This is a genomic window from Xenorhabdus indica (genome assembly GCF_014467235.1).
GTDB lineage: Bacteria > Pseudomonadota > Gammaproteobacteria > Enterobacterales > Enterobacteriaceae > Xenorhabdus > Xenorhabdus indica.
In genome coordinates, this window is sequence record NZ_NKHP01000003.1 from 146,319 (window position 1) to 168,429 (window position 22,111).

The following is a 22,111-nucleotide window of genomic DNA, read 5'->3' on the forward strand; positions in this document are numbered from 1 at the left end:
GAATTAACTGTCTCAGTCACTCTTCAAGACTTTAATCTTTCTGGCCTTTCGGCCTTGTCGATAATGTCCTGCGAGTGCCCACACAGATTGTCTGATTAACTTGTTAAAGAGCGTTGGCAGAAGTTATTTCTTTCTTCTTGCCTGAGGTGGTGTATCTTACGCCTTCCTCTCAGCCTGTCAAGCCTTTATTTTCGTGGCCTTCAGCTCTTGTCACGCTGATTCATTTGTGTATTCATCGTGACAACGGAGGCGCATTATAGGGACTTTTGTGATACTGGCAACAGTTATTTTAAAAAAATAACTCAATCGATCGCTTATTATTCAAAATAAGCTTTTTAGATATATTTTTGACCTTACAAAGATGAAAGAGAGGTGATTTTTTCACCTCTCTTTCATCTTTGTAAGATTTTTTTATATTGCTTAACGACATTACTGCTCAATAATTGTCTATAAAAATAATTATCTATAGAACATCACAAAGTGAATTGAGTAAAAAATGTTATTGTCTTGCAATAATATGGTCATTTTCCAAATCTAATGTGACCAATTTACCTGGCATCAATTTCCCTGAAAGGATCTGCTGAGCTAGCGGATTTTCAATCTCTTGCTGAATAGCCCGTTTTAATGGACGTGCCCCATATACTGGGTCAAAACCAGTGTCACTCAGTTTTTCCAAAGCTGATGGAGTCATTGTGATTTGATAGCCACGTTCTTCCAAACGTTTATATAGACGCTGTAATTGGATATTCGTAATAGATTTCAGATGTTCTTTTCCTAGTGGATGGAATACAACAACTTCATCAACTCGGTTAATGAACTCAGGCCTGAAATGGCGGCCAACTATCTCCATCACCATATCTTTCATTCCTACATAATCCAGTGCACCAAAATGCTCCTGAATCATGTCTGAACCTAAGTTAGAGGTCATAATTACAACGGTATTACGAAAATCTACTGTTCTTCCTTGACCATCAGTCAAACGACCATCATCCAAGACTTGTAGCAAAATATTGAAAACATCTGGATGAGCTTTTTCAATTTCATCTAATAAAATGACAGAATAAGGGCGACGGCGCACTGCTTCTGTCAGATACCCCCCTTCTTCATACCCAACATATCCGGGAGGAGCACCCACTAACCTTGAAACGGCATGTTTTTCCATAAATTCAGACATGTCAATACGTACCATTGCATCGTCACTATCAAACAGGAAATTAGCCAACGCCTTGCACAACTCAGTTTTACCAACCCCTGTTGGTCCTAAGAACATGAAAGAACCTATCGGGCGGTTTGGATCAGATAGACCAGCACGGCTACGGCGAATTGCGTTCGATACAGCATCAACAGCCTCATTTTGCCCAATTACACGTTTGTGTAATTCATGTTCCATACGCAATAATTTATCTTTTTCACTTTCCAACATTCTGGATACAGGGATTCCCGTCCAGCGAGCAAGAATTTCAGCAATTTCAGCATCAGTCACTTTATTACGCAGCAGTCTCATTGGATGACTTTCTGCTGTGGTCGCAGCAGTAAGAAGTTTTTCTAATTCGGGAATTTTTCCGTACTGAATTTCCGACATTTTTGCCAAGTCACCGCTACGGCGGGCTTTTTCTAACTCAATACGTGCATTTTCTAATTCAGCCTTGATGTTTTGAGTACCAGTAAGCTCGGCTTTTTCTGCTTTCCACTCTTCTTCCAGCTCAGAATATTCTCGTTCTTTTTCCACCAGCTCTTCATTCAACATATCCAAGCGCTTTTTACTGGCATCATCCGATTCTTTTTTTAAAGCCTGCTGCTCAAGTTTTAACTGAATAATTCGACGTTCCAGGCGATCTAATGCCTCTGGCTTAGAATCCATCTGCATACGCAGACTAGCTCCAGCTTCATCAATTAAGTCAATCGCTTTGTCAGGTAACATACGATCAGAAATATAACGATGAGATAATGTCGCCGCAGCAACAATTGCTGGATCAGTTATTTGAACATGGTGGTGCAACTCATAACGCTCTTTAAGGCCACGTAAAATAGCAATGGTGTCCTCAACAGTAGGCTCCGCAACATAAACTTTCTGGAAGCGGCGTTCTAAAGCTGCATCTTTCTCAATATACTGACGATATTCATCTAATGTTGTCGCACCAACACAGTGCAATTCACCTCGTGCCAGTGCGGGTTTCAGCATGTTGCCAGCGTCCATAGCACCATCAGCTTTACCTGCACCTACCATCGTATGTAATTCATCAATGAACAGAATGACCGAACCTTCCTGTTTAGCGAGATCATTCAAAACACCTTTCAAACGTTCTTCAAATTCGCCACGGTATTTAGCTCCCGCCAACAATGCTCCCATATCAAGAGACAGCACACGTTTGTTTTTCAGTCCTTCAGGAACTTCACCATTAACAATACGTTGTGCCAGCCCTTCAACAATAGCTGTTTTCCCAACCCCAGGTTCACCAATCAGTACAGGATTATTCTTGGTTCGACGTTGTAATACCTGAATTGTTCGACGAATCTCTTCGTCACGTCCTATCACGGGATCTAACTTACCTTGTTCAGCCCGTTCAGTTAGATCAATTGTGTATTTTTTCAGGGCCTGACGTTGATCTTCGGCACCTTGGTCATTGACTTTTTCACCACCACGCATCTTTTCTATGGCCTCAGTGATTTTATCTTTAGTTGCTCCCGCAGCTTTCAATATGTCACTTAATGTGCCGCGCTCTTCTAACGCTGCAAGAACAAAAAGTTCAGAAGAAATGAAATTATCACCTGCTTTTTGAGCAAGCTTGTCGCACAGATTTAAATAACGTCCTAATTCATTGGATATCTGCACATCACCGCCACTACCTTCCACTTTCGGAAATTTATCCAAAGCCAGGTTAATCCGATCATTCAAGTTACTCGTATCAATCCTTGCGGACATTAATAAAGGACGAACGGAACCTCCCTCCTGGTTAAGCAATGTGCTCATCAAATGGACAGGTTCAATGAATTGATTATCACGCCCTAATGCGAGAGATTGGGCGTCAGCGAGAGCAAGCTGGAATTTATTAGTAAGACGATCCAGACGCATAACACCTCCAATACTGGTCAGAATTTGCTACTGGAGATTAAATAAGGTCATTCCTTAAATATTCAAGGTATTCTGAAAAGTTAATTGGAGACTTTATGCTATGCACCAAAGATCGTCCTGCGAGATAGGTTATCTCAACCAGATTAAAGTTGCCATACGTCCGGTGATACCATCACGACGATAAGAAAAAAAGTTCTTCTCCTCGGAAACCGTACAAACAGTGCCTCCAAAAACTTCATTTATTCCAATAGACTGCAACTTTAATCTAGCCAGTAAATAGATATTTGCCAAAAATTTAACACCATAAGGTGTAAAGGCTTGTTCCAGATTTGGATCGGTTGCTATAAAGGCGTCCATTACCTCGCGCCCGACTTCGAATTTTTCAGGGCCAATAGCTGGCCCCATCCATACACAGATCACGTCAGGTTTTGCACTGAATTGAGCTACCGTATTTTCCAGCACGCCGGCACATAATCCACGCCAGCCTGCATGAGCTGCTGCAACCTCATCTCCATTACTGGAGCAAAAAAGTACAGGCAAACAATCCGCTGTCATTACAGCACAAACCTGCCCTGCTCTATTTGTGTAAACAGCATCAGCCCGATTATCTTCCACTAATTGATCATCCAATCTGATGACACGTGTTCCGTGTACCTGATTCAACCAGATAGGTTGCTGCGGTAGATGAGCATGTTCAACTAAGAGTTCTCTGTTCTTCTCTACACATTCAGGGTCATCCCCAACGTGGCCGCCTAAATTCAGTCCATCATAAGGAGGCAGGCTGATACCTCCCGTCCGGGTTGTACTACATGCACCAACGCTTTCAGGTTGTGCCCAGTCAGGAAAAATTAGTGGTGCCATTACCTACCAATCCATCTCGTCTTTGAAAGTTTCAGCATCTGCCTTCATTACATCAATAAGTCTAACCATGTCATCCGGTAACGCTGCGTGCCATTCCATTTCAATACCTGTTATCGGATGATAAAGACGTAACATAGTGGCATGCAATGCTTGGCGATCAAAGTTGCGCATCACTTCGCGAAATTCTTCAGAAGCCCCTTTCAGAGGACGAGGCCGACCACCATATAGCGGGTCACCAACCAGTGGATGTTTAATATGGGACATATGCACACGGATTTGGTGTGTTCTGCCTGTCTCCAGACGCAAACGCAAACGGGTATGCGCCCGGAAATGCTCCATGATTCGGTAGTGAGTCACTGCTGGTTTACCCATTGGATGAACAGCCATATGGGTCCGTTTTGTTGGGTGACGGGATATCGGTTCCTCCACTATTCCACCCGCAGTCATATGTCCCAAAGCGATAGCTTCGTATTCACGGGTAATTTCACGCAATTGCAGAGATTCCACCAAACGAGTCTGCGCTGGTACTGTTTTTGCGACAACCATCAGACCCGTAGTGTCTTTATCAAGACGATGCACAATGCCAGCACGGGGAACATCTGCAATTTCAGGATAACGATATAGCAGAGCATTCAATATTGTACCATCAGGATTTCCAGCACCAGGATGTACAACCAAGTCACGTGGTTTATTAATGACCAGAATATCGCCATCTTCATAGACAACATTCAGTTCAATATCTTGCGGCTCCCAACGACTATCCTCTTCAATAATAGTATCAATGGAAATTTCTTCGCCGCCCAATACTTTTTCTTTTGGCTTATTAATCAATTTGCCGTTAACCTGAACTTTGTCGTGCAAAATCCACTCTTTTATCCGTGATCTTGAATAATCAGGGAACAATTCAGCCAAAGCTTGATCTAAACGTTGACCAAGCTGGGATTCAGCGACTGTTGTATTAAGTCGTATTTGTTGTGCCATATATAATTTCTATATTTTACGTTGAGTTTTGACGGCGAGGCCGTTTCATTTAAAATAGTGTACTATTGTAACTCTATCTTTTGCCGGGAGCTTCACGGATAGTCCTTCGCGGATAGTCTCCCAGAAAACAATCAGAGGGTAATCAACACGTGATGATTCGCATGAAATATCTGGTGGCTTCGGCCACATTGAGTCTAGTTTTATCTGGATGCTCCAGCAACAAAGATGCTGTTCCTGATATCCCACCATCTCAAATTTATTCAAATGGGCAGGAAAAACTACAAAACGGTAACTATAAATTGGCTATTAAGCAATTGGAATCCCTTGATAACCGCTACCCTTTCGGGCCGTATTCTCAACAAGTTCAGCTTGACTTGATCTATTCTTATTATAAATCAGCAGAATTCCCTCTCGCGCTTGCATCTGCTGAACGTTTCATGCGTCTGAATCCAACCCATCCTAATATCGACTACGTACTGTATATGCGGGCTCTGGTATTACAAGCGATGGATGATAATCTCTTGCAAGATTTTTTGGGGATTGACCGTTCAGACCGTGATCCTGAAAATGCGCGGGCGGCTTTCCGCGATTTCAAACAGTTAGTGCGCTACTATCCTAACAGTCAATATGCTGCAGATGCTTATAAGCGTTTAATTTTCCTCAAAGAGCGTTTAGCTAAACATGAGCTTGCAGTTGTGCAATATTACACTAAACGTGGTGCTTATGTGGCAGTTGTCAATCGTGCAGAACAAATGTTACGTGATTATCCCGATACTCATTCAACCAGAGAATCTCTGCCTTACATGGAGAAAGCATATCAAGCATTAGGGCTTAAAACCGAAGCAGATAAAGTCGCAGCATTAATTGCAGCTAATCCGGTATAGAGTTTCAAAAAAGTATCAAATAACAAAAACAGCAGTTATCTGTATAGCTGCTGTTTTTCTAGCATCATTACCCAATGAAACCAATTTAAATTTTAGAATTGTTAACTGAGTTGATAATACCATAACTAATCGATAATGACGCATAACGCCGCTCTTAGCAACAAGTATTACCCATATCTTTATTGTGAATCACAGTTTCACCAATCCACTTCTAAATCTCCGAATAAAAGTGATTTAGATCATTCTTTTTCCGTAAAAGAGCGTTATGCTGAAACCATCGAAGACGGAGTAACATAAAGAGGTAACTATATGTTAGTAAACATTACCAGTAAACAAATGGAAATTACCCCCGCAATTCGTAGCCATGTAGAAGACCGTCTAAACAAGTTGAATAAATGGCAAGTTAATCTAATCAATCCACATATTGTACTTTCAAAAGAACCCCAAGGATTCCTGGTTGATGCCACAATCGGCACACCAAATGGTACATTAGTTGCCAGTGCCAAACATGAAGATATGTATGCAGCTATCAATGAGTTGCTGACAAAATTAGAACGCCAACTTAATAAAGTTCAGCATAAAGGAGAAGCTCGCCGAGCAGATCATAGTGTGAAAGAGTCCAATCTTAATTTAGAGATATAACTACCGTTTTTATTTTCTTAGCGCGCTCAATGAGCGCGTTTTTACTGACTTTACCCCCTTTCGATACCCCGTGGATTCCAAGATATAACGAATAAAACTGCAACTTAAAAAAACAACGGGTATGTTGACATACCTCGCCCAATAGGTTAATTAAAGAACACTATTCACTCTGCAAAAAATAAGATACATACAGACGATATGATTGCTACCTTGTTCTTCTCCTTTTTCTTTTTTGTCTTCCCATGAGGAGGTTTTTCGTTTAAAAATAAAAAGAAGACGAACAGAAAAACCTCCCTACCAATGGGAGGTTTTTTTATTTTATAGGCCACAACTTATATACCCAATAGACTTAAAACTGTAATTTGAAAGATAAAAATTATTTCTATAATAAAAATGTCAGGAATATACTATGGAACGAGATTTAATTAACCTTCGTCAAGAAATTAGCGATATTGATGCAGATTTACTGGATCTACTCGCAAAACGCCGACAATTGGCCAGCGACATTGCACAAACCAAACTTCTCGATCATCGCCCGATAAGAGATAAAAACCGGGAACGGGAACTATTGGATGTGTTAATTAATAAAGGTAAATCTCGAGGGTTAGACGGATTTTATATTACCCGCTTGTTCCAAATGATCATTGAAGATTCTGTATTAACACAACAAGCATTGTTACAACAGCATCTGAACCAAACACCTTATGATACCGCCAGGATTACCTTTCTTGGCCCCAGAGGCTCTTATTCTCACCTTGCCGCTCGCCAATTTTCAGCACGCCATTTCAATCAATTAATTGAATGTAGCTGCCACAAATTTGCAGATATCTTTTCATTAGTGGAACTTGGTCAAGCGGATTACGGTATTCTGCCCCTCGAAAATACCAGTACCGGAGCAATCAATGATGTTTATGATCTATTACAGTACACCCCATTGTCTTTGGTCGGGGAGATCACTCTACCTATCAACCACTGTTTACTGGTTGCCCAAGAAAGTGATACTTCGAAAATAAAGACGGTATACAGCCATTCCCAACCTTTCCAACAATGCAGCCAATACCTCAATCAATTTCCAGACTGGAATATTGTCTACTGTGAAAGTACAGCTGCTGCTATGCAGAAAGTAACCGAATTGAATTCCCCAGAAGTAGCAGCATTGGGAAGTGAAGCCGGGGGAGCGCTTTACGGTCTACAGGTTTTAGAAAATACTCTGGCAAACCAACAAAACAACAGCACTCGGTTTATTGTTGTCGCCCAAAAACCTATTGAAGTATCAGATCAGGTTCCCGCTAAGACAACTTTTATCATGTACACAAGACAACAGGCAGGTTCTCTGGTCGATGCACTCATTATCTTAAAAAAACACGATATTATTATGAGTAAATTGGAGTCACGCCCAATAAACGGTAAACCATGGGAAGAGATGTTTTATATTGATGTTCAGGCCAATTTGCGCTCTATGAAAATGCAACAAGCGCTTAAGGAACTATCTGAAATTACTCGCTTCTTGAAAGTATTGGGGAGTTATCCCTCAGAAAACGTGATCACAGTAGATCCATTCTAAGATAGAAAACCGGATGGCAACATCCGGTCTCCTTTCTCTATATTCAAGCTATTATACCCGGCTATCATTGGCTTGCTGTAAAAGCGTTCTACTTTCTTTCATAAATCGATTAGCCTCATCACCAAACCATTCACTCACCTGATTAAAACTCGTAATGAACGCTGTTTTGTCCTTATTCTCCAGTAATTCCAAGGCTTGTCCGAAGCTCTGGTGATAACGACGGATCACCTCAATATTTTCAGGACTGGACATAATAATATCCGCATATAACTGCGGATCTTGCGCAAATAACCGTCCAACCATGGCGAGTTCCAGCCGATAAATAGGTGAAGACAGTGATAATAATTGCTGTAAGTCGATATTTTCTTGTGCAAGATGTCGGCCATAAGAAAACGTCGTGAAGTGACGTAATGCCTGAATAAAACTCATATTTTTATCATGCTGTTCCGCACTGATTTTATGTAATCGTGCACCCCACACCGATATTTGTTCCAAAAACCATTGATATGATTCTGGCTGGCATCCATCACAGTAAACAACAACCTGTTTAGCAAAACTTCCCACATCAGGCCCAAACATCGGGTGTAATCCCAAAACTGGTCCTTTATGCACATCAAGCATAGCCTGAAGTGGTTTCTGCTTAATAGAAGCCAAATCTACTAAGATACATTGTTCTGGCAAAGGTGGTAATCGGTGGATAATCGCTTCAGTTAAATGGATTGGTACGCTGACGATGACCATACCAGCATCAGCTAATATATGTTCAGCCTGATCCCAATCATCTGCCTCAAGGATCCGAACTTCATAACCAGACAAGGTCAACAAACGATTAAATAACCTTCCCATCTTCCCAGAACCACCAACAATAACGATAGGCCCCATTTGAAGGTTGAGCTTTTTAAACCCCTTATCATTTTCACTAACATAGGATTCCCGCATAATACGGCGCAGAATATCTTCAATTAAGTCTGGAGAGATCCCCAATTTTTCTGCTTCTTGACGGCGAGAAGCCAACATGCTGGCCTCCCGTTCAGGTGCATAAATAGGCAAGCCAAGTTGACTCTTAATTTCCCCCACTTCCGCTACCAGAGCCATGCGCTTAGCCAGTAAGCTCAATAAAGCCTTATCTACCTCATCAATTTGCTCCCGCAATTGAGATAATTCTGCTGCCATATCAATTATCCTGCCTGTTGCATCATTATGTTACGTTTTGATAAGTGAGGTTTGATTTGCCGATGTAACTTTCTTAATAACTGTTCAGTCATTTGCCAACTGATACAAGCATCAGTTACTGAAACTCCATATCGCATTTCAGAACGAGGTAATTCTGAAGACTGATTCCCTTCATTAATATGGCTTTCCAACATAATACCAATAATGGATTGATTTCCGGCCATAATCTGTTCAGCAACAGAATCCACTACGACGCTTTGGCGGCGAAAATCTTTATTAGAATTCCCATGACTACAATCAATCATCAATGATGGCACCAAACCCGCCCCAATCATTTGATTTTCGCAGTCATACACATGTTCAGGGCTATAATTAGGTTCTACCCCACCACGCAAGATTACATGACCATTCGGATTCCCCTGAGTCTGTAGCAGACAAACTTGGCCTGACTGATTTATTCCCATAAAGCGATGTGGCATAGCAGCGGCTTTCATGGCATTAATGGCCGTATTTAAATTACCATCAGTGCCATTTTTAAAACCTACTGATACAGATAACCCTGAGGCCATCTCACGATGAGTCTGGGATTCTGTTGTTCTTGCTCCGATTGCTGACCAACTGAAAAGATCGCCCAAATATTGAGGATTATTAGGATCAAGAGCTTCATTTGCCAATGGCAATCCCATTTCTACTAAGTTCAGTAATAAATGGCGGGCGATATGTAATCCGGCATCCATATCAAATGATCCATCCATATAAGGATCACTAATTAAACCTTTCCAACCAACTGTGGTGCGGGGTTTTTCAAAATAGACGCGCATAACAATATACAGACAATCACTTAGTTCGGCAGAAAGTGATTTCAAGCGATGAGCATAATCAAGGGCAGCTTCTACATCATGAATGGAACACGGGCCGCATACTACCAACAAACGAGGATCATTGTGATGGATGATATTAGCAATAGTATTACGTGCGTTTGTAATGGCATGCAGATCGCTGCTACTCAATGGATATTTTTGCTTCAGCTCTTCTGGTGTAATAAGAATCTGTTCATCAAGAATATGAATGTTATTAAGCGCATCTTTTTGCATGATCATTTTTCATACCTGTTTTGTTTGTCTGTTTAACGTTGTTTTTGATGTTTGGCAAATAACATACCATGCTTCGTAAAGAATACAATCCGATTGTTTATATTTTTTTACGAAAACGTAAATAAATGTTTACACGATATTGTTTCAGTAATTAAATTTAATAAATATATTAATAATTTCAATAAATTTTAATTTTCACAATAAATATATTAGATATCATTAATGTTAACAACAAGATCATAAAATTTTACAATATCATTCACAATAGAAATATTTTATTTACTATTCATGATTTATTTATAATGAAGATAAATTACTTTAAAAATCATGTGATAAAAATAAGATCTTAATCCCATTTTTATATTTGTATTTTCATAATATTAATATGTATTTTTTTGTGTTGGATTGAAACTATAAAACAACACTTATAAAGAATAGCTGAATAACACTGCTTAAAGCGGCTGATTATCAGCTTTTATTTCTTACTCATTTATTAAGGACAGATATGATAACGCTGCAATTTGCCATAATAATTATATGCTTATTGATAGGTACGCGTTATGCGGGCATGGGATTGGGGCTGATCAGTGGTATTGGACTTTTTATACTGACATTTATTTTTGGATTGGAACCAGGTAAGCCACCAGTTGATGTGATGCTCACTATTCTTGCAGTTATCGGTTGTGCATCCGTGTTGCAAACTGCCGGCGGGCTAAACGTCATGATGCAATGTGCTGAACGTCTTCTACGCCGCCATCCGCAACATATTACTATCCTGGCTCCATTGACGACATGGATGTTAACGTTCCTCTGTGGTACTGGTCATGTGGTCTATACCATGTTCCCAATCATCGGTGATATTGCCTTAAAAAAAGGGATCCGCCCTGAACGTCCAATGGCTGTTGCTTCTGTTGCCTCTCAGATGGCAATCACAGCTTCTCCCGTTTCTGTTGCCGTTGTTTCTTTAGTGTCAATTATTGCTGCCAGTCATGGTATTGGGCGTACTTACGGAATCTTAGAAATTCTGGCAGTTTCAATTCCTGCATCACTGACAGGAGTAATACTTGCTGCATTATGGAGTTTGCGTCGTGGCAAAGATTTGGATAAGGATGAAGAATTCCAAGAAAAAATTAAAGATCCCAGACAACGTGAGTTTATCTATGGCAGTTCAGAAACCTTATTAGATCAAATATTTCCTAAACAAGCTTACAGAGCAACCTGGATCTTCTTCGCTGCAATTGCAGTAGTAGTATTGTTTGGTGCATTTACAGAATTACGCCCTTCTTTCGAAATCAAAGGAGAATTAAAACCGCTTTCCATGAATCTGGTTATCCAGATGATGATGTTAATTGCTGGCTCTATTATCTTAATGACATGTAAGGTCAAAACCAGTGAAATCGCCAATAGTGCCGTGTTTAAAGCAGGAATGGTTGCGATCTTCTCGGTCTTTGGCGTAGCATGGATGAGTGATACGTTTTTCCACACCCATTTAGGCGCACTGAAGCTGGTATTAGACGATGTCGTACAAGCAAGCCCCTGGACTTATGCGTTAGTATTGTTCCTGGTATCAAAGTTGGTTAACAGCCAAGCCGCAGCTTTAACTGCAATCGCGCCAATGGGATTACAACTTGGTGTTGATCCTAAACTTTTAATCGCATTCTTCCCGGCGGCCTACGGCTATTTTGTTTTACCCACCTACCCTAGTGATCTAGCATGTATTGGATTTGACCGCTCCGGGACAACAAGGATCGGAAAATTTATCATCAACCATAGTTTCCTTGTTCCGGGCTTGATTGGTGTCTGCAGTGCTTGTGCTGTGGGGTATATTTTAGTGAGTACTTTTATGTAATCGGCTCTGTATGCTCATAACATAAAAAAGTTCACAAAAATATCTCGCTGATTGCGGATTATTTATTTTTCTGCAAAAAACCGGATAAATAAAAAGGCCGGAAAAATTCCGGCCTTTAACGATAACTTTCGGATGTAGCAAAAGCGTATTATTTAGCGTTCAGACGCTCTTTAATACGAGCCGCCTTACCAGAACGCTCACGCAGGTAGTACAGTTTAGCTCTGCGAACAGCACCACGACGTTTAACGCTGATGCTGTCTACGACTGGGGAGTGAGTCTGGAATACACGCTCAACGCCTTCGCCGTTAGAAATCTTACGAACAGTGAATGCAGAATGCAGACCGCGGTTACGAATCGCGATAACCACGCCCTCGAATGTCTGCAGGCGCTTTTTAGAACCTTCAACGACCCATACCTTAACTTCCACGGTGTCACCCGAACGGAATGAAGGTACGTCTTGCTTCATCTGCTCTTGTTCAAGTTGTTTAATAATATTGCTCATAATAACTCTCTTACCCTAGGTAAACTGATATATCAAAGACATTCCTTCATAAGGATATGTCTGGATTAATTCGTTGCTTGATCCTGATATTCCCGTTGGAATTCAGCCAGCAACATCCTTTGCTCGTCAGTCAGAGCTAGGTTTTCTAGAAGTTCGGGCCTTCTTAACCAAGTGCGGCCAAGCGATTGTTTCATGCGCCAGCGATTAATTTCTGCATGGTTTCCTGATAGTAAAACAGGCGGAACTTCCATCCCATCCAACACTTCAGGGCGGGTATAATGCGGACAATCCAACAGCCCATCAGCAAACGAGTCTTCCTCTGCCGATGCCTGACGACCCAATACTCCAGGAATAAACCGAGATATAGAATCAATCATTGCCATAGCCGGGATTTCTCCCCCACTGAGAACGTAATCACCAATAGACCATTCTTCGTCAATTTCGGTTTGGATGACACGCTCATCAATACCTTCATAACGACCACAAACCAGAATTAATTTCTTGTTTGCCGCCAGTTCACAAACTCCCTGTTGATCAAGTTTGCGCCCTTGAGGTGATAGATAAATCACCTTTGCATCAATACCTGCCGCAGTTTTGGCTGCATGGATGGCTTCCCTTAATGGTTGCACCATCATCAGCATACCTGGACCACCGCCATAAGGGCGATCATCTACAGTACGATGCCTGTCGTAGGTAAAATCCCTTGGACTCCAGCAATCGACACTAAGCAGGCCATTTTTCACTGCCCGACCAGTTACCCCGTAATCGGTTATTGCGCGGAACATTTCAGGAAACAGGCTAATCACCCCAATCCACATACAGCGTCCCACTCCTAAACCGTTTTACCGGAGATTAAAAACCAGGATCCCAATCTACTTCAATAGTTTTAGTAGCTAGATCAACTTTCTTGATAACCTGCCCATCAAGAAACGGTACTAACCGCTCCTTGATACCGAATGCATCTTTCAGGTTTGCCTTTATTACCATGACATCGTTAGACCCTGTTTCCATCATATCTTGGACGGTTCCAAGGTTATAACCAGCCGTATTAATTACCTGACACCCCATAAGGTCTTTCCAATAATAATCACCGGCTTCTAGTTTTGGTAATTTAGATGAATCCACCACTAATTCGCAGTTAGTGAGTAAATTCGCAGCTTCCCGATCATCAACACCTTTGATTTTGATGATCATATCCTGATTGTGGTATTTCCACGTTTCCAGCTCAATGTGTTGCCATTGACCAGCTCTCTGGATAAACCACGGTTGATATTCAAAAATGTCTTCGGCTTGTTCGGTGGAAGAAAAAACTCTGAGCCAACCACGTATGCCATACGCTGACCCCAGTTTCCCCAACACGATTGGATCAACAGGGTGCTCCAGGCCAGATTGTTTGCTCATTGTTACCACCGCGACAGATTAAGCTGCTTTTTTAGCGTCTTTGATCAGTGCAGCAACACGATCAGACACAGATGCACCCAGACCAACCCAGTGTTCGATACGGTCCAGATCTAAACGCAAAGCTTCAGCTTTCCCTGATGCGATAGGGTTGAAGAAACCAACGCGCTCAATAAAGCGACCATCACGCGCATTGCGGCTGTCAGTCACTACTACTTGATAAAACGGACGCTTTTTTGCGCCGCCACGAGCTAAACGAATTGTTACCATAACATCCTCATTAGTTAGCAAAACAACCAGACTCCATCGAGGAATGGAGTCCGGCTGTCCATTAAAAAGCCCGAAAATTTTACTCACTTTGGCGCAAAAAGCAATCCAAAGAGCATTTTCTTTCGAAATTTTGTTGATTATCGCCCCATAAGCCCAGGTGGCAACATACCTTTCATGCCACGCATCATTTTCGCCAGGCCACCATTCTTCATCTTTTTCATCATGCGCTGCATTTCATCAAACTGTTTCAGTAAGCGGTTGACATCCTGCACCTGTGTACCTGACCCCATTGCGATACGACGTTTGCGTGAACCTTTGATAATTTCTGGTTTCTCACGCTCTTTGCGGGTCATTGAGTTAATGATGGCTTCCATTTTAACCAGAATTTTGTCATCCATTTGGGATTTAACAGCATCAGGGATCTGGGACATACCTGGCATTTTGCTCAACATGCTTGTCATGCCCCCCATATTGCGCATTTGTTTAAGCTGTTCGAGAAAATCATTTAAATCAAAACCATCCCCTTTCTTCAGTTTTGATGCCAGCTTTTCCGCTTGAGTGCGGTCAACCTTACTTTCAATCTCTTCAATCAGTGAAAGCATATCCCCCATTCCCAGGATCCTGGATGCGATACGATCAGGATGGAAAGGCTCCAAGGCATCAGTTTTTTCACCGACACCAAGGAATTTAATTGGCTTGCCTGTGATATGTCGAATAGAAAGAGCGGCACCACCACGAGCATCACCATCTACTTTGGTCAGAACAACCCCTGTTAGTGGCAGTGCTTCATTAAATGCTTTTGCTGTATTCGCAGCATCCTGCCCCGTCATTGCATCGACAACAAACAATGTTTCGATAGGATTAACCGCAGCGTGAACTTCTTTAATTTCATCCATCATGGCTTCATCGACATGCAGACGTCCTGCGGTATCGATCAAAAGCACATCGTAGAATCTCAACTTAGCGTGTTGGATTGCTTTGTTGACAATATCAACTGGTTTTTCTTGCGGATCTGATGGGAAAAAATCAATTCCAACAGTTTCAGATAATGTTTCAAGCTGTTTGATCGCTGCCGGACGGTATACGTCAGCAGAAACCACCAAGACTTTTTTCTTATTTTTTTCTTTTAGCAGCTTACCCAATTTTGCAACACTGGTTGTTTTACCAGCACCTTGCAAACCTGCCATAAGAACCACAGCGGGAGGTTGTACAGCAAGATTTAGCTCGCTGTTTACCTCTCCCATCGCCTTCACTAGTTCATTTTGAACAATTTTGACGAATTCTTGTCCAGGAGTTAGACTTTTATTAACTTCGTGCCCTACCGCGCTTTCTTTGACTCTTGAAATAAAATCACGCACTACAGGCAATGCAACATCTGCTTCAAGTAAAGCCATGCGAACTTCACGCAGCGTATCTTTAATATTATCTTCAGTCAGCCGTCCACGACCGCTGATATTGCGCAATGTGCGCGATAGTCTGTCAGTTAAATTATCAAACATTGTCTCAGCTCAGATATCTACAAGTGGGTCTACCTGTAAGGCAAATTTAGCGGATTATAACACGATGATGATGTAATCTCTGCAAAGAGATTCCCAAGTATAGCTAACAATGGTTGGAGGCTATCTCTGCTGACGGTATACTTGAATTTTGAGTTAACTTTAGCACTATTAACTCTAACACTTTTTCTAACACTATTGCGAAAACGAAAAACTTTATGCAGGTATTTTCAATCATTGCCTTACTTGCTTATCTCATTAGCCTGATGCTTATCGTACCGGGCTTATTACGGCAACAAAACAGCTATCAAAAACTGGCTCTATTTTTCGCAACTGTTGCACTGATCAACCATGCGATAGCCTTAAAGTATCAGGTTTTTCATGTCAGCAGTGGCCAAAACCTAACTCTATTGAATTTAGGCTCTATTGTCAGTTTACTCGTCTGCATTATTATGACTATTGTTGCCTTTCGTGGCCGTGCATGGTTTTTACTGCCCATTATTTACAGTTTTGCCATGATAAATTTGATTCTGGCCAGTATGGTGCCTGGAGAATTCATTACACATCTTGAGAAGAGTATCGGGCTATTTATACATATTGGGTTAGCATTACTTGGGTATGCCACTCTACTTATTGCCGCACTTTATGCATTACAGGTTGGTTGGCTGGATTATCGACTGAAAAAGAAAAAACTGACTTTTTCTTCTGGCATGCCTCCATTAATGGCCATTGAACGCAAAATGTTTCGCATTACCCAAATTGGCGTAATCTTACTAACATTGACGTTATGTACAGGCATCATGTATATGGATGATATTTTCAATAAAGAAAATATGCATAAATCGGTTTTGTCTATCATTGCATGGTTTATCTACGTCATCCTGCTCTGGGGACACTATCATGAAGGATGGCGCGGCAAACGTGTCATTTGGTTCAATCTGATTGGTGCATTTATCCTGACGCTTGCTTTTTTCGGCAATCGGTTATTACAGGAATTCTTGATTTATTAAGCAGTAAACAATCACTGTAGCCAGTTTATATAAACATTAGGAAGGAATTCTGCTTTGGAGCATGTCTCAACAGGCACATTAATTATTATTCTTGTCATCATGGTTATCATTTCTGCCTACTTTTCTGCCTCAGAAACTGGCATGATGACAATAAACCGTTATCGCTTACGTCATTTGGCAAAACAAGGTAGCAATTCCGCGCGGAGAGTCGAATCACTACTCAGCCATCCTGACAGGCTAATCAGCCTGATTCTGATCGGTAATAACCTTGTCAATATCTTGGCATCTTCATTGGCTACCATTGTTGGCATGCGCCTTTATGGTGACGCAGGGGTTGCGATTGCAACCGGTATACTGACCTTCGTGATTCTGGTTTTTGCTGAAGTTATGCCCAAGACTATCGCAGCGCTCTACCCGGAAAAAATTGCATTCCCAAGCAGCTTTCTGCTGCGACCTTTACAAAAGATCATGCTGCCTCTCGTTTGGGCATTTAACAAGATTACTTTGCTGTTTATGCGTTGTCTGGGGATCAAAGTTTCCGACATTCGCAATGATGCGGTTAGCAAAGATGAGCTTCGGACGATTGTGAATGAATCAAACACCCATCTCTCGCGCCGCAATCAGGATATGCTTATCTCAATACTGGATCTTGAAAAAGTCACCGTTGGCGACATCATGGTGCCCCGTAATGAGATTGTTGGAATTGATATTAACGGTGACTGGAAATCTGTTATACGGCAATTGACTCATTCACCACACGGCAGAATAGTGTTGTACCGGAATTCTCTGGATGATGCTATTGGTATGCTACGAGTACGTGAAGCCTATCGTCTGATGATGGAGAAAAAGGAATTCACGAAAAAGAACTTGATCAAAGCAGCAGATAAAATTTACTTCATTCCCGTTAGTACTCCATTGAATACCCAGTTAGTTAACTTCCAACGTAATAAAGAAAAAGCAGGCTTAATCGTTGATGAGTATGGCGATATCCAAGGATTAGTCACTGTAGAAGATATTTTGGAAGAAATTGTCGGAGAATTTACCACTTCTATGTCTCCTACTCTGGCAGAAGAAGTCTTACCACAAAGTGATGGCACTGTTTTAGTTGATGGCACCGCCAATATCCGTGAGTTAAACAAAGCATTTGGCTGGACATTACCCGCTGACGGGCCAAGAACAGTGAATGGTATGATCCTGGAAGAGTTGGGCGAGATCCCCGAATTGAATGTTCAGGTACAAATTAATGAGTACGATTTTGAAATTCTTTCTGTGAATGACAATGTTATTAAAAAGGTACGTGTAATTCCGATGAAACAGGAAAAAGAGAAAGTATTAAAATCCAGTAAAGAATAACTCAAAGTTGCAAATCTGGCCGTAAAACAAAATTTTTACGGCCAGTATCGTATGCAATATCAGTTATAATTCCTTGAAAAAATGCTTTTCAAAAAACATTACAACAAATTAGCACCGTTCTACTACACTTGTAATTCAACCAGTTTTTCTTCCGGCAAAGCCAGTTCATCATTTTGGTTAATACGAACATCTGCATCAAGAATGTGGCGAGCGATATCCTGTGCTTCTTGCAGAGAGTGCATCTGATACGTACCACATTGATAAATATTCAACTCAGGGATTTGCTTCTGATCCTGAACTTTCAATACATCAGCCATAGCGGCTTTCCAAGCTTCCGCTACTCTAAGTTCAACTGGTGCACCAATCAAGCTCATGTAAAAACCAGTACGGCATCCCATTGGAGAAATGTCGATAATTTCAACACCATCACCATTCAGATGGTTACGCATAAAACCGGCAAACAAATGTTCAAGTGTATGAATTCCCCTTTCCGGCATGACCTCTTTGTTAGGAATGCAAAAGCGTAAGTCAAATACCGTGATAGTATCACCATGGGGTGTTTTCATCGTCTTAGCAACTCTAACGGCTGGCGCAGACATCCGGGTATGGTCAACTGTAAAACTGTCCAATAAAGGCATGATCCTACCTCCTCAGGCATCAGATTTTTTGCAAAAATTTTTTCAAATAGATGAAACCTTTTTATTTACGGCTGGTCTTAAGATATGAAGACGCGCAAAATTGTTATCATCCTTATTTTTCTAAGAGACTTTATTTAGTTTCGGCCACCAAATGGTGGCCATTTTTCTTTTCTAAGACTCAGCATGTAATTTTAGATAATCTTCAAAACTTATGCTGTCTTGTTGCTCCAGATAATGTTGCCGTTCTACCGAAACTTTACGTTCCACAGAAAAACGCTCATCATTCAATATACTATACGGTTCATTGACCAGTTCCAGATAATACTTGTTTGCCAGTTCTAGACCAAAGCCAACAATCCCTTGAGTTTTCATTCGATCTAATACACGAGCTGAAAATGTTAATGATGGATCCTCAAACATACCAACCAACTCTCTACAGACTGACTGATATTGCGTTCCAGAGCAACTATCCAAAACCTCAGCGACACGCTCTAAATCTGCGAATAACTCTTGTCCAACTATCTTCAGTGGCTGCTGCTTCGCTCCACAGCCAATACCAATATCCAAGTTTGGTCTGCGTCCTTCCAGGATCACCTTATTCCAATTTTTACGACAACAGTCCAACTCTTCATCGCTCATTTCAGGTGAATCCGCGACAGCACACCATATCAAGAATAGATCGAGAAAACGGAGCTGTGTTTCATCAACACCAATCGCTGTGAACGGGTTTATGTCCAGAGAACGAACTTCTATATATTCTACACCACCACGAAGTAAAGCATCGGAAGGTGATTCCCCTTCTCCGGTTACCCGTTTAGGACGTATCGGTGCATATAGTTCATTTTCTATTTGAAGAACATTGGTATTGAGTTGTAGGTATTTACCCTCTTTTTTAAGCCCCAGATCTGCAAATTCTGCTGATGGCTTATGAATTGCGTTTTTCAAGCCCGCAACATACGTATGAAGATTGTTGAAAGTAATATTCAGATCACTCTGTGATTTGTTGGTATACCCCAAATCACTCATCCTCAAAGAAGTCGCATAAGGTAAGTAACTAGTTCCTTTTTCGGTCTGTTCAAAGGATAGCGCAGTATCTCTTCCACGTAAAAATGAAGAGCAAATCGCCGGGGATGCACCAAACAAATAAGGGATTACCCAACCAAATCGGTAATAATTACGGATCAGTTTAAAATATCCGTCCGAAATTTGTTCTTTTCCGCTTTCAGCATCTTTTACACCTAACCACGCCTGCCAGAAACTTATCGGCAATGAAAAATTATAGTGCACGCCAGAGATAGTTTGCATTAATGCACCATAACGATTTTTCAATCCCTCTCTATACAGGGTCTTAAAGCGCCCTATATTGGACTTGCCATATTGCGCCAGAGTGATGTCTTCTTCTTTATCAATGAAGCATGGCATACTCAAAGGCCAGGTTTTTTCATTTATCAGATTTTTCGCAGTATATCGATGTAAATCTTTAAGAAAATCAAGGGTTCTTTTTATATCACTATCAACAGGAGTAATAAACTCCAATAAAGATTCAGCAAAATCGGTTGTAATCCATTTATGTGTTAAGGAAGCACCAAGTGGTTCTGGATGCTTTGTCATAGCTAAATGACCATCTGGAGTAACACGCAAAGTTTCACGTTCAACACCGCGACAAATACCATCTAAAACGGTAGGGTTTGCCTCTAACCATGACAATGCTTTTGATACATCCGGGATCAATTTGACCTCCCGTGGAGTTTTAAGAAGATTATTACTGAGCGTTTACTTTATATCAAACAAGTCAAGTTGTCGCTGATTACATAGTCCTGATGATATGTTATTGAACGAATTATAATCGTCGAATGGTAAAGAAAATATAATGTATAGCAGAATAAAAATGAAAAACCCCTGTCTTAATAAGACAGGGGTTTACTCAAAATGGCGCATCCGGGAGGATTCGAACCTCCGACCGCTCGGTTCGTAGCCGAGTACTCTATCCAGCTGAGCTACGGATGCGTTGTCGGTTTTTTATGTTCTGTTCAGGCGCTATTGACTGCCTAACTTTTCAGAATTGAGATACCTAGTAAATCGCGGTGTTTAAAGTGGCGCATCCGGGAGGATTCGAACCTCCGACCGCTCGGTTCGTAGCCGAGTACTCTATCCAGCTGAGCTACGGATGCGTTGTCGGTTTTCTATGTTCTGTTCAGGCGCTATTGACTGCCTAATTTTTCAGAATTGAGATACCTAATAAATCGCGGTGTTTAAAGTGGCGCATCCGGGAGGATTCGAACCTCCGACCGCTCGGTTCGTAGCCGAGTACTCTATCCAGCTGAGCTACGGATGCGTTGTCGGTTTTCTATGTTCTGTTCAGGCGCTATTGACTGCCTAATTTTTCAGAATTGAGATACCTAATAAATCGCGGTGTTTAAAGTGGCGCATCCGGGAGGATTCGAACCTCCGACCGCTCGGTTCGTAGCCGAGTACTCTATCCAGCTGAGCTACGGATGCGTTGTAAAATGGCGGTGAGGGAGGGATTCGAACCCTCGATGCAGCTCTTAACCACATACTCCCTTAGCAGGGGAGCGCCTTCAGCCTCTCGGCCACCTCACCATACGCTTTAAAACTCTTGACTTAAGCTCTAGACTTGAAGTTCTCACCTCAAAACTTTTTGAATCTTTACTTCTGAGGCTTACTCAGAAGCTTTTCTTAAAGCTCGTCGTCGTTGCGATGGCGCACATATTACTTTCCCAGCCTGATAAGTCAAACAATTTTTCGCAACTTTTTTTTATTTGAATACTTTGCGCACATAATGATGAGATTAACATCTAAAAGTCTGTTTTATCGACAGTGAAATTCCCTGAGATGCGTAAAAATTGATGGAAAAAATTATTCACTTCTATGACATCATGAATGATGTCTTTTCAACAGATAGAAAATAAAAAAATGTGGGAAAATAGAATTAAGGTAACAAAAAAGGATAAACCATGTGGTTCATAAAGAAAGGGAGGAAGTAGAGTAGCGCCCAAGTTTAAAAAAGCATGGACGCCATTCTTGAATTAAAAAGTTGTAGGCTGAGACTTCTCTGCCTGAATCCGTTGATAAATTTCTTCACGGTGAACAGAAACTTCCTTGGGTGCATTCACACCAATTCGAACTTGGTTGCCTTTAACTCCCAGTACTGTAACTGTTACCTCATCGCCTATCATGAGCGTTTCACCAACTCGACGAGTCAGAATAAGCATTCTTTGCTCCTTGAAAATTTAAAAGAGTCGGGTCTCTAGGTTTCCCCGCTATTATCCATCAAACACCGTGAAAACGTAAAGCTATGATAT

General features: G+C 41.3%; 19 protein-coding genes, 5 tRNA genes and 1 other annotated feature. Of the genes, 6 read left to right on the forward strand and 18 right to left on the reverse strand.

All coding sequences use genetic code 11. The features are described 5' to 3' along the window. Positions 1 to 499 precede the first annotated feature (499 nt). From clpB to rluD, 3 genes are all read right to left on the reverse strand, one after another. A complete protein-coding gene (gene clpB, locus Xind_RS24730) occupies positions 500 to 3,073 on the reverse strand; it encodes an ATP-dependent chaperone ClpB (protein WP_187649504.1) in 2,574 nt (857 codons plus the stop codon). A 129-nt stretch (positions 3,074 to 3,202) separates the two neighbouring features. Then, positions 3,203 to 3,934, reverse strand: coding sequence for a purine nucleoside phosphorylase YfiH (yfiH, locus tag Xind_RS24735; protein WP_187649505.1), 732 nt, complete (start codon positions 3,932 to 3,934; stop codon positions 3,203 to 3,205). A 3-nt stretch (positions 3,935 to 3,937) separates the two neighbouring features. Continuing rightward, complete coding sequence (gene rluD, locus Xind_RS24740) at positions 3,938 to 4,915, reverse strand: 23S rRNA pseudouridine(1911/1915/1917) synthase RluD (RefSeq protein ID WP_187649506.1); 978 nt, start codon at positions 4,913 to 4,915, stop codon at positions 3,938 to 3,940. 161 nt (positions 4,916 to 5,076) lie between these two features. Here rluD and bamD point away from each other — a divergent pair, with 161 nt between their 5' ends. The 3 genes from bamD to pheA all read left to right on the forward strand — a co-directional run bounded on the left by bamD (position 5,077) and on the right by pheA (position 8,005). Further along, positions 5,077 to 5,799: an outer membrane protein assembly factor BamD gene (gene bamD, locus Xind_RS24745; RefSeq protein ID WP_187649549.1), complete on the forward strand. Its 723-nt coding sequence runs from the start codon at positions 5,077 to 5,079 to the stop codon at positions 5,797 to 5,799. 309 nt (positions 5,800 to 6,108) lie between these two features. Further along, complete coding sequence (raiA, locus tag Xind_RS24750) at positions 6,109 to 6,441, forward strand: ribosome-associated translation inhibitor RaiA (RefSeq protein WP_047678690.1); 333 nt, start codon at positions 6,109 to 6,111, stop codon at positions 6,439 to 6,441. Positions 6,442 to 6,638: 197 nt separating this feature from the next. Then, positions 6,639 to 6,759, forward strand: a sequence feature (Phe leader region). 91 nt (positions 6,760 to 6,850) lie between these two features. Continuing rightward, the gene (gene pheA, locus Xind_RS24755) at positions 6,851 to 8,005 is read left to right on the forward strand and encodes a bifunctional chorismate mutase/prephenate dehydratase (RefSeq protein WP_187649507.1); all 1,155 of its coding nucleotides are present in this window, start codon (positions 6,851 to 6,853) and stop codon (positions 8,003 to 8,005) included. A gap of 51 nt (positions 8,006 to 8,056) precedes the next feature. Here pheA and tyrA read toward each other — a convergent pair whose 3' ends face one another. Together tyrA and Xind_RS24765 are read right to left on the reverse strand one after the other, a co-directional pair. After that, positions 8,057 to 9,178, reverse strand: coding sequence for a bifunctional chorismate mutase/prephenate dehydrogenase (gene tyrA / locus Xind_RS24760; RefSeq protein ID WP_047678694.1), 1,122 nt, complete (start codon positions 9,176 to 9,178; stop codon positions 8,057 to 8,059). A gap of 5 nt (positions 9,179 to 9,183) precedes the next feature. Further along, positions 9,184 to 10,278: a 3-deoxy-7-phosphoheptulonate synthase gene (locus tag Xind_RS24765; RefSeq protein WP_047678696.1), complete on the reverse strand. Its 1,095-nt coding sequence runs from the start codon at positions 10,276 to 10,278 to the stop codon at positions 9,184 to 9,186. Positions 10,279 to 10,777: 499 nt separating this feature from the next. On the opposite strand from Xind_RS24765, the gene Xind_RS24770 reads away from it, so the two are divergent. Further along, positions 10,778 to 12,121 carry an anaerobic C4-dicarboxylate transporter gene (locus Xind_RS24770; protein ID WP_047678699.1) on the forward strand — a complete coding sequence of 448 codons (1,344 nt, stop codon included), beginning with the start codon at positions 10,778 to 10,780 and terminating at the stop codon, positions 12,119 to 12,121. A 148-nt stretch (positions 12,122 to 12,269) separates the two neighbouring features. Here Xind_RS24770 and rplS read toward each other — a convergent pair whose 3' ends face one another. From rplS to ffh, 5 genes are all read right to left on the reverse strand, one after another. Continuing rightward, positions 12,270 to 12,623, reverse strand: a complete 354-nt coding sequence (rplS, locus tag Xind_RS24775; RefSeq protein WP_047678702.1) for a 50S ribosomal protein L19 — start codon at positions 12,621 to 12,623, stop codon at positions 12,270 to 12,272. 65 nt (positions 12,624 to 12,688) lie between these two features. Beyond that, positions 12,689 to 13,441, reverse strand: coding sequence for a tRNA (guanosine(37)-N1)-methyltransferase TrmD (gene trmD / locus Xind_RS24780; RefSeq protein WP_047678705.1), 753 nt, complete (start codon positions 13,439 to 13,441; stop codon positions 12,689 to 12,691). Between the two features lie 34 nt (positions 13,442 to 13,475). Beyond that, entirely contained in the window at positions 13,476 to 14,024 is a 549-nt protein-coding gene (rimM, locus tag Xind_RS24785; protein ID WP_047678708.1) for a ribosome maturation factor RimM, read from the reverse strand. A gap of 18 nt (positions 14,025 to 14,042) precedes the next feature. Next, positions 14,043 to 14,291 carry a 30S ribosomal protein S16 gene (rpsP, locus tag Xind_RS24790; protein ID WP_047678711.1) on the reverse strand — a complete coding sequence of 83 codons (249 nt, stop codon included), beginning with the start codon at positions 14,289 to 14,291 and terminating at the stop codon, positions 14,043 to 14,045. A 137-nt stretch (positions 14,292 to 14,428) separates the two neighbouring features. Beyond that, positions 14,429 to 15,790, reverse strand: a complete 1,362-nt coding sequence (gene ffh / locus Xind_RS24795; protein ID WP_047678714.1) for a signal recognition particle protein — start codon at positions 15,788 to 15,790, stop codon at positions 14,429 to 14,431. A gap of 215 nt (positions 15,791 to 16,005) precedes the next feature. Between ffh and Xind_RS24800 the strand changes: the two genes are divergently transcribed. Both Xind_RS24800 and Xind_RS24805 read left to right on the forward strand, forming a co-directional pair. Beyond that, a complete protein-coding gene (locus Xind_RS24800; RefSeq protein ID WP_047678717.1) occupies positions 16,006 to 16,797 on the forward strand; it encodes a cytochrome C assembly family protein in 792 nt (263 codons plus the stop codon). A gap of 54 nt (positions 16,798 to 16,851) precedes the next feature. Beyond that, positions 16,852 to 18,150: an HlyC/CorC family transporter gene (locus Xind_RS24805; protein ID WP_047678720.1), complete on the forward strand. Its 1,299-nt coding sequence runs from the start codon at positions 16,852 to 16,854 to the stop codon at positions 18,148 to 18,150. 122 nt (positions 18,151 to 18,272) lie between these two features. On the opposite strand, the gene luxS is transcribed toward Xind_RS24805, so the two are convergent. The 8 genes from luxS to csrA form a co-directional block, all read right to left on the reverse strand. Next, positions 18,273 to 18,788 carry an S-ribosylhomocysteine lyase gene (gene luxS / locus Xind_RS24810; RefSeq protein ID WP_047678723.1) on the reverse strand — a complete coding sequence of 172 codons (516 nt, stop codon included), beginning with the start codon at positions 18,786 to 18,788 and terminating at the stop codon, positions 18,273 to 18,275. Between the two features lie 171 nt (positions 18,789 to 18,959). Beyond that, a complete protein-coding gene (gene gshA / locus Xind_RS24815; RefSeq protein ID WP_047678726.1) occupies positions 18,960 to 20,519 on the reverse strand; it encodes a glutamate--cysteine ligase in 1,560 nt (519 codons plus the stop codon). Between the two features lie 199 nt (positions 20,520 to 20,718). Beyond that, positions 20,719 to 20,795, reverse strand: a tRNA-Arg gene (locus Xind_RS24820). Positions 20,796 to 20,882: 87 nt separating this feature from the next. Continuing rightward, a tRNA-Arg gene (locus Xind_RS24825) sits at positions 20,883 to 20,959 on the reverse strand. 87 nt (positions 20,960 to 21,046) lie between these two features. After that, positions 21,047 to 21,123 (reverse strand) — tRNA-Arg (locus tag Xind_RS24830). 87 nt (positions 21,124 to 21,210) lie between these two features. Beyond that, a tRNA-Arg gene (locus Xind_RS24835) sits at positions 21,211 to 21,287 on the reverse strand. Between the two features lie 9 nt (positions 21,288 to 21,296). Beyond that, positions 21,297 to 21,389 (reverse strand) — tRNA-Ser (locus Xind_RS24840). A gap of 446 nt (positions 21,390 to 21,835) precedes the next feature. Continuing rightward, positions 21,836 to 22,021, reverse strand: coding sequence for a carbon storage regulator CsrA (gene csrA, locus Xind_RS24845; RefSeq protein WP_010845367.1), 186 nt, complete (start codon positions 22,019 to 22,021; stop codon positions 21,836 to 21,838). Positions 22,022 to 22,111: the final 90 nt, after the last annotated feature.